Here is an 8,579-nt window from a genome sequence, read left to right as displayed (position 1 = left end):
GCGCCGGCAGCAGGTCGAGGAACCGCTGCGTCACGAGATCACGCCGAAGAACATCCTGATGATCGGCCCGACCGGGGTCGGCAAGACCGAGATCGCGCGCCGCCTGGCCAAGCTGGCCGACGCCCCCTTCATCAAGATCGAAGCCACCAAGTTCACCGAGGTCGGCTATGTCGGGCGCGACGTGGACACTATCATCCGCGACCTGGTCGACATCGGCGTCAAGCAGACCCGCGCCAGCGAGCTCAAGAAAGTGCGCCAGCGCGCCGAGGACGCGGCCGAAGACCGCGTGATCGACATCCTGGTGCCGCCGCCGCGCGACTTCGGCTTTAACGTGTCCAGCGAAAGCAAGGAAGGCGACGCCACCCGCCAGACGTTCCGCAAACGCCTGCGCGAAGGCGCGCTGGACGATCGCGACATCGAGATCGAGGTGGCCGATTCGGCTCCGCAGATGGAAATCATGGCGCCGCCCGGCATGGAAGAGATGACCGAGCAGATCAAGACGATGTTCGCCGGCGTGGGCGCCTCGCGCAAGAAGCCGCGCAAGGTCAAGGTCAAGGACGCGCTCAAGCTGCTGATCGACGAGGAAGCCGCCAAACTCATCAACGAAGACGAGATGAAGCAGAAGGCGATCGCCAACGTCGAGCAGAACGGCATCGTGTTCCTCGACGAGATCGACAAGATCGCGTCGCGCTCGGAAACGGGCGGGGCCGACGTCTCGCGCGCCGGCGTGCAGCGCGACCTGCTGCCGCTGGTCGAGGGCACCACGGTCAACACCAAGTACGGGATGATCAAGACCGACCACATCCTGTTCATCGCCTCGGGGGCGTTTCACCTGTCCAAGCCGAGCGACCTGATCCCCGAACTGCAGGGCCGGTTCCCGATCCGGGTCGAGCTGGAGTCGCTGTCGATCGCCGATTTCGAAAGCATCCTGACCAGCACCGACGCCAGCCTGACCAAGCAGTACGAGGCGCTGCTGGGCACCGAGGGCGTGCGCATCGAGTTCGTCCACGACGGCATCCACCGCCTGGCCGAAATCGCGTACTCGGTCAACGAGCGCACCGAAAACATCGGCGCGCGCCGGCTGTACACGGTGATGGAAAAGCTGCTCGAGGAAATCTCGTTCTCGGCCAGCGACGCCGGTGGCCAGGTGGTGTCCATCGACGCCGGCTATGTCAACGCGCGGCTGGACAAGCTGGCGGTCAACGAAGACCTGTCGCGCTACGTACTGTGACCGCTTGCGGGTCGGGCCAAAGCTCGACCCGCAACGTTTAAAAAGGAGAAGGCCATGGCGAACAAGGCCCTGGCGACGCGCCAGAAAATGCGCTTGCGCGTAGAGCCTACCCCACCCATCAAGCCGCGCAACCCGTTCGCGGCGCTGGCCAAGAACCGTTCGGCCGGGGCCCACGCCAAACCACTCTCAAGCGAGCGGCAGGAGGCCAAGCGCGCGCTCAAAAAGATCAAGCTGACGCCCGAGAGCGACGAGTAACTGATCCACGACCAGCGTTGTCCCACCGCTTGCTCCGTCGGCGGCAGCCCGGCGGGAACAGCGCCACTGGCGCTGTTCCCCCCATAGGCCGCGTGCTACACCGGCTCAGTATGGGCCCCCGCCTTCGCGGTGGCGACGGCGACATAGCCTTAATTTTGACCAAGCGCTACTCTAAATGGCGTTGCTGTCCAGTTGTGTAAAACGAGCCGGGCTTTTGCCCGGCTTTTTCTTTTCCGGTCCCGTATGCGCCGCTTTCATTTGCAAATGACGAGCGACCAGCGATAAACATATTGTACAAAATGTCGATTTCTTTTTCGACTCCGGTAATTATTTACGCGCGTCATCGCGATATTCTCCAAGGTTATTTCAACGATATGCGGCGCTGATAACTCGCGCAAAATTGAACTGTCTCTGCAGGTTATTTATTCGAGCTGTATAATTTTGAATTAGCAATCCTCCAAATTCATTTATTTCGCGGGTTGTGATAAGAAATTTTTAATATTGATCGGAAATAACATGTTCAAGAAAATCGCTGCCGCTGCAGCCCTGACTCTGCTGGCCTCCTCCTCGTTTGCTGCTCCCACCTCCTTCTATGGCGGCGTGGACGTTGGCAGCACCAAGTCCGATGTTCTGGACAACAACAGCAACAAGGTCAGCTACGGCGCCTTCCTGGGTTACGACGTGAACGAAAACGTGGCTGTTGAACTCGGCTACCGTCGCCTGGGTCAATGGGACAACGTCCGCGGCTCGGGCTACGATGCGACCGTCAACCAGACCCACCTGTCGGTGGTCGGCTCGGTGCCGCTGAAGGATCAGTTCAGCGTGTTCGCTCGCGTGGGCTACAGCAAGCTCAACGGCGACGACGTCAACAACAGCGGCGCCCTGTACGGCGTTGGTCTGGGCTACAACTTTGCTCCTAACGTCTTTGGCCGTGTGGAAGTGCAAAAGCCGACCAACTTGACCACCAACGTCGGTGTGAGCGTCGGCTACAAGTTCTGATTTGCCGATTTGCGATAGCCAGAAACACTAGTTGACCGGCACTCGCAATATGGGGCGCGCCTTGTACCGGCAAGGCGCGCCCATTTTGTTTTTAGCAGCTCCGGGCAGGTCAAGGCGAGCCATTTGATTGTCGTTACAGATCCGATGCGTATCGGATGCACATTTAAATCCTGTTTTTGAGAATTTAGAGTATTAACTCAAATATTTGCTGGTTCACTGTTCAGTTTCTCCAGCGCACATTACCAGCAAATCTCGCAACGCATTTCCGTTGCGAGACTATTTTCGAAAAGTCATTTAAAGCTCTGGCTTTTTTGTGGACGAACTCGATCTTGCCGGTCTGGCGTCGAGTTTTTATACAGGGAGGGCCGCCAGCGGGCACCCGCGATGGGCGCCCGCTATCTCAGGCCAGTTGAGATGCGCCGCAGGCGTGCTCGCCAGCATGCCTGCGCCCGCAAAATCTGACATCGCTGCAACATGCCGGACTGCTGTCCGGGACTCCTGGCGGGCGCGCGATGCTCGCGCCGCCGACAAGCCTAGTCTCCCTCCTTTGCGGCCGAGCTTCCAGCGTCTTGTGCGAAGTACCGGATACCTGTACATTCGGTACTGCAATCTTGTACTTACCCCATTGGACAGGAGCAGCATGAGTTCCCCCGAACTGGTACTGGATGTGCTGCGCGCCGAGCTGCGCGCGGCCAACATCACCTACAAAGCGCTGGCCGAGCGCATCGGCATGAGCGAATCGAGCGTCAAGCGCATGTTCGGGCAAAAGGACATGCCGCTATCGCGCCTGGCGCAGATCTGCCAGGCCTCCGGCGTTGCGCTGGAAGACGTGCTGCGGCGCGCGGCCGACGCCCGGCCGCATGCCGACACCCTGACCCTGCCGCAGGAAAAATCGCTGGTCGCCAATCCCAAGCTGCTGCTGGTGGCGATCTGCTGCCTTGGCCACTGGAGCCTGGAGCAGGTGATCGAAACCTACCGGCTGACGGAAGCGGAATGCATTCGCTGCATGGCCGAGCTCGACCGGTTGGGGCTGATCGAACTCAAGCCGCTTAACCGCTACAGCCTGCGCGTGTCGAACGCGTTCCGCTGGCTGGCCGACGGGCCGGTGCAACAGTACTTCCGCGAGAACGTGGTGGCCGACTATTTCGCCGGCCGCTTCGACGGCCCCGGCGAAACTTTGATGTGCCTGCCGGCGCGGCTGTCGATGGCCAGCGCGCACGAGCTGACGCAGAAGATCCAGCAATTGGCTGGCGAGCTGGCGCGGCTGCACCGCAACGACCGCAAGCTGGCGACCGAGGAGCGCGACGGCTTTACGCTGCTGCTGGGGTTCAGGTCGTGGGAATTCGCCGCGTTCACGAAATTGCGGCGTTAGGCGACGGCGGCGCAATGCGCGCCAGGATTACTGGGTGACGGGATTGGCGTGCGCCGGGGCGCTTTGCGTGCGCATCGGTGGCGGCATCTGCACTTGCGGCGGAGGCGCTGCCGCGGTCTGGCCGGGATTTGCGTTGGGATTTGCACCGGGATTTGCGCCGGGATTGGGTGCCGGTGGCGCCGCCTGTTGCTGCGCCGGCTGCAAGGCTGATTCCTGGCCCGATGCCGGCATCGGATTGCCGTTCGGGGCCACCGCCGGTTGCAGCGGTTGCTGCGGCGGCGCTTCCGGCACCGGCTGCTGCACCGGGCCGGCCGAAACAGGCGGCACGCCGCCCGGCGGCGCGCTGCCGGCCGGCTGGACCACTCCCATCGAGGCGGCAGGCTTGGTTTCCGGTGCCAGCTCGATGCGCTTCTTGACGCCGCCGTCCGACAGCATCACGTAGCGCGCATGCACTTCGCTCACCACCACGCCCGGCGCGACTTCCTTGCCGAGCGAAACCGCTTTCGGCGGCGAGCCCTCGGCCACGATGATCGCAACGCTGTCGCGCCCGTCCGCCACTATTCCCGTCAGGGTGTAGTTGGTGGCCGTCGAGGCTACCTGGCCGCCGAACAGCGTGGCGGCGGACTCGATCGGCGGCGGCGGCGCCGCAGCCATGGGGGCGGCGGCGAGCGGGCGCTGCGGCGGCTGGACCAGCTGCAGCACCCAGTACGCCACCGAGGCCGCCACCACGATCAGGGCAAGCAGGCTTAAAAGAATGGGCAGACGCTTCATCGGGCTCCTTGGTCAGTGCACCAGCTGGTTAATTTCAATGATCGGCATGAGGACCGCGAGCACGATCAGCAGCACCACCAAGCCCATCGCCAGGATCAGCACCGGCTCGAGCAGGCCGGCGATGGTCAGCGTGCGGCGCTCGAGGTCGGCCTGCTGGGCGTTGGCCGCGCGTTCCAGCATGGCCGGCAGCTCGCCGGTGATTTCGCCGGCACGGATCATATGCACCAGCATCGGCGGAAAATACTTCTGCGCCGACAGCGCGCGCGCCAGGCTCACGCCTTCGCGCACGCTGGCGGTGGCCTGCTCGACCAGCGAGCGCATCGCCACGTTCGACAGCGTGTCGCGGCTGGTGTCGAGCGCGCGCAGGATCGGCACGCCCGAGCCGGTGGTGATCGCCAGCGTGCTGGCAAAGCGCGCGGTGTTCAGGCTGCGCTCGAACTTGCCGTACACCGGCGCGTCCAGCAGCCAGGCGTGCCAGCGGCGTTTGAGGTCCTGGTTCTGCAGCGCGCGGCGCCACAGGAACCCTGCGGCGATCAGCGCCAGCGCCATGTAGATGCCGTAGGCGCGCACGAAGTTCGACACGCCCAGCATCACCACCGTCAGGACCGGCAGCTTCTGCTTGGTGTTGGCGAACACCGAGACGATCTGCGGCACCACGTAGGTGAGCAGGAAGATCACGATCGCGAACGCGACCACGGTCACGATCGCCGGATAGGTGAACGCCAGCCGCACCTTCTGCACCAGCGCGTTGCGGCGCTCGACGTAGTCCGCCAGCCGTGACAGCACGCGCGAGAGCTGGCCGATCTGTTCGCCCGAGGAGACCAGGCCGCGGTAGATGTCGCCGAAGTCGCGCGGGTGGCGCGTCAGCGCCGCCGAGAACGAGGCGCCGCCCATCACTTCCGAACGGATCGACGCGATCAGGTCGCGCACGTAGGGGCGCTCGGCCTGCTCGAGCAGCGCGGTGAACGCCTGCTCCAGCGGCAGGCCCGCTTCCAGCAGGCTCGCCAGCTGGCGGGTGAACAGCGCCAGCTCGACCTGCGACAGGCGCTCGCCAAAGCCGCGGGTTTTGGTGGCGCCGGTCTCGTCGACCTGGGCCGCGATGGTCTCGACGGAGAGCGGGGTCAGGCCCTGGCCGCGCAGGTCGGCCCTGGCCGAGCGGGCGCTGTCGGCATTGACCACGCCCTTTTTGGTGACGCCGGCGCCATCGACGGCTTCGTAACGGAATGCCGGCATCTCAGTCCGCCTTGGTCACGCGCAGCAGTTCGGGCAGCGTGGTGGTGCCGTCCTGGAGCCAGCGCTCGCCGTCCTCGCGCATGGTCTTCATGCCGGCGGCCATGGCGGTGTCGCGAATCTGAGCTTCCGGCGCGCGGTTGTGGATCTGGGCGCGGATCTCTTCGTTGGTCTCCAGCAGTTCGTACACGCCGACCCGGCCGTGGTAGCCGGTGTGGCCGCAGCGCTCGCATCCCACCGCGTGCCAGTGGGTGCCGTCGAAGCGCTTGCAGTGCGGGCACAGCTTGCGCACCAGGCGCTGCGCCATCACGCCCAGCAGCGACGACGACAGCAGGAACGGCTCGATGCCCATGTCCAGCAAGCGCGTGACCGCCGACGCGGCGTCGTTGGTGTGCAGGGTCGCCAGCACCAGGTGGCCGGTGAGCGAGGCCTGCACCGCGATCTGCGCGGTTTCCAAATCGCGGATCTCGCCGATCATGATCACGTCCGGGTCCTGGCGCAGGATCGCGCGCAGCGCCTTGGCGAAGGTCATGTCGATGCGCGCGTTGACCTGGGTCTGGCCGACGCCGTTCAGGTCGTACTCGATCGGGTCCTCCACCGTCATGATGTTGGTGGTGGCCGCGTTCAGGCGCGACAGCGCCGCGTACAGCGTGGTGGTCTTGCCGGAACCGGTCGGGCCGGTGACCAGCACGATGCCGTGCGGCTGGTTGATCAGCTTGTCGAACTGCGGCAGCAGGTCCGCGCTCATGCCCAGGTGGCCCAGGTCGAGCCGGCCCGCTTCCTTGTCCAGCAAACGCAGCACGGCGCGCTCGCCGTGGCCGGTGGGCAGGGTCGAGACACGCACGTCGACCGGCTTGCCGCCCACCCGCAGCGTGATGCGGCCGTCCTGCGGCAGGCGCTTTTCGGCGATGTCGAGCTGGCTCATGATCTTGATACGCGAAATCAGCGACGCGTGGATCGCCTTCTTCGGGCGCACGATGTCGCGCAGCGTGCCGTCGATCCGAAAGCGCACCACCGAGGTCTGCTCGAACGGTTCGATGTGGATATCGGACGCGCCTTCGCGCAGCGACTGCGTCAGCAGCGCGTTGATCATGCGGATCACCGGCGCGTCGTCGGACGATTCGAGCAGGTCCTCGATCGCCGGCACGTCGTTGAGCAGCTTGGTCAGGTCCAGGTCGGCGTCGAATTCGTCCGCCACCTGCGAAGCGTCGCCGCTGGCGGCGGCATAGGCGCTGGCGATCGCGTCGTCCAGCTCGGAGCGCTCGATGCGGCGCAGCGCGATGCGGCCGAAGCGGCGCGACACCTCGGCGATCGCGGCCGGCGCGGTGGCGGTTGAAACCAGCACCTCCACGCTCTGGGTCGGGTCGCCGTTCGAACGCGCCAGCACGCCGTGATCGCGCGCGAAAGCGTATGGCAACAGGTTATTCATCTCGTATATCTTATCTCTGGTTCGTCGCACCCGGGCGCACTTCCTGCACCGGCTGCACTTGCACCGGCTGCGCCTGCTGCGCCGGATTCAACTCGTGCACCGGCTGCGCTTGGTGCACCGGGTGCAGGCCCTGCATGGCCGGCGCCAGCTGGGATGGTTGCTCAGCTGGTTTTTCCGGCATCCTGGCTAGCACGTTGCTCCCGATCGGTTGGCCGTTGGCATCAAGCGCCGGCGGCACCGGCCCGCCCAGGTTCTCCAGCAGCACGGAAGGTGGCGGCAGCGCGGCATTGCCGGCGGCCCGCAGGTAGTCGTAACGGTCGAGCGAAATCTGGTTCGAATCGTCCCTGCCTTTCAACACTATCGGGCGCAGGAACACCATCAGGTTGGTCTTGGTGCGCCCGCGCGAGCGGAACTTGAACAGGTTGCCGATGACCGGAATCGAGGCCAGCCCGTGCACCCGCTCCTCGTTCTCGTTGCTGCTATCCTCGATCAGGCCGCCCAGCACGATGATCTGGCCGTCGTCGGCGATCACATTGCTCTCGAAGGCGCGGATGTTGGTGATCACGCCCTGGGACGAGTTAATGCTCGACTGCACCACGCTCGAATTCTCGTGATAGATCGCCAGCTTGATCGTGCCGCCCTCCGAGATTTGCGGACGCACCTTGAGCACCAGGCCGACGTCCTTGCGGTCGATGGTCTGGAACGGATTGTTGGCGCCACTGGACGAGGTGGTGAACGAGCCGGTGACGATCGGAACGTTCTGGCCGACCTTGATGGTGGCCAGCTCGTTATCGAGCGTGATCAAGTTCGGCGTCGACAGGATGTTGGCGCTGGTATCGCTTTGAAGGGCGCGCACCACCGCCCCCAACCCCAGTTGGCCGGCAACCTGGTGGAACAGGCCGATCGACAGCCCGGTCGGCGCCAGCGGGGCGAGCGCCCCGATGCCGGCCGCCTTGGCCGCCGCCAGGTTGACGATGTTATTGCCGCCGGTGGAGAACGACTGCAGGCCGCCGATCCGGTAATTGCTGGTCGAGTCGCCGGTCAGGCCCACCCACTGCACGCCGAAGTTGGCGTCCTTGGTCGTGTCGACCTCGACCACCAGGGCCTCGATGTAGACCTGGGCACGGCGCACGTCGAGCTGGTCGATCACCGCGCGCAGGTTGCGGTAGATCGCGTCCGGCGCGGTGATGATCAGGCTGTTGGTGGTGGCGTCGGCCTGGATGAAGCCGGAGCCCGTGGCGCCGCCGCCGGTCGCGCCCGGCTGCTGGCCGAACGCGCCGCCACCGCCGGGG

The 8,579-nt window shown here is 64.8% G+C and carries 8 protein-coding genes; 4 read left to right on the top strand and 4 right to left on the bottom strand.

What is annotated here, in order from left to right:
• The 4 genes from hslU to E4O92_RS17630 form a co-directional block, all read left to right on the top strand.
• The coding region (gene hslU, locus E4O92_RS17645) for an ATP-dependent protease ATPase subunit HslU (RefSeq protein ID WP_135190967.1) at positions 1-1,231 on the top strand (1,231 nt) is incomplete at its 5' end.
• Positions 1,232-1,285: 54 nt separating this feature from the next.
• Positions 1,286-1,486 (top strand): hypothetical protein, encoded by a 201-nt coding sequence (locus E4O92_RS17640; protein ID WP_135190966.1) that lies wholly within the window; start codon positions 1,286-1,288, stop codon positions 1,484-1,486.
• 516 nt (positions 1,487-2,002) lie between these two features.
• Complete coding sequence (locus E4O92_RS17635) at positions 2,003-2,485, top strand: outer membrane beta-barrel protein (protein ID WP_135190965.1); 483 nt, start codon at positions 2,003-2,005, stop codon at positions 2,483-2,485.
• Positions 2,486-3,125: 640 nt separating this feature from the next.
• Positions 3,126-3,857, top strand: a complete 732-nt coding sequence (locus E4O92_RS17630; protein WP_135190964.1) for a helix-turn-helix domain-containing protein — start codon at positions 3,126-3,128, stop codon at positions 3,855-3,857.
• A gap of 27 nt (positions 3,858-3,884) precedes the next feature.
• Here the strand turns inward: E4O92_RS17630 and E4O92_RS25235 are convergent, their stop codons facing one another.
• The 4 genes from E4O92_RS25235 to E4O92_RS17610 form a co-directional block, all read right to left on the bottom strand.
• Positions 3,885-4,628: a type II secretion system protein N gene (locus E4O92_RS25235; RefSeq protein WP_229483472.1), complete on the bottom strand. Its 744-nt coding sequence runs from the start codon at positions 4,626-4,628 to the stop codon at positions 3,885-3,887.
• 12 nt (positions 4,629-4,640) lie between these two features.
• Positions 4,641-5,861 carry a type II secretion system inner membrane protein GspF gene (gene gspF / locus E4O92_RS17620; RefSeq protein WP_135190963.1) on the bottom strand — a complete coding sequence of 407 codons (1,221 nt, stop codon included), beginning with the start codon at positions 5,859-5,861 and terminating at the stop codon, positions 4,641-4,643.
• Between the two features lies 1 nt (position 5,862).
• Complete coding sequence (gene gspE, locus E4O92_RS17615) at positions 5,863-7,287, bottom strand: type II secretion system ATPase GspE (RefSeq protein ID WP_135190962.1); 1,425 nt, start codon at positions 7,285-7,287, stop codon at positions 5,863-5,865.
• A gap of 10 nt (positions 7,288-7,297) precedes the next feature.
• Positions 7,298-8,579 (bottom strand): type II secretion system protein GspD (locus E4O92_RS17610; RefSeq protein ID WP_307721754.1); only part of this gene is annotated, 1,282 nt, incomplete at its 5' end.

Origin of the sequence: Massilia horti (assembly GCF_004614195.1) — a bacterium.
Lineage (GTDB): Bacteria > Pseudomonadota > Gammaproteobacteria > Burkholderiales > Burkholderiaceae_D > Telluria > Telluria horti.
Note: the sequence above shows the minus strand (reverse complement) of the source record. Positions and strands in the feature narration are given on the sequence as shown.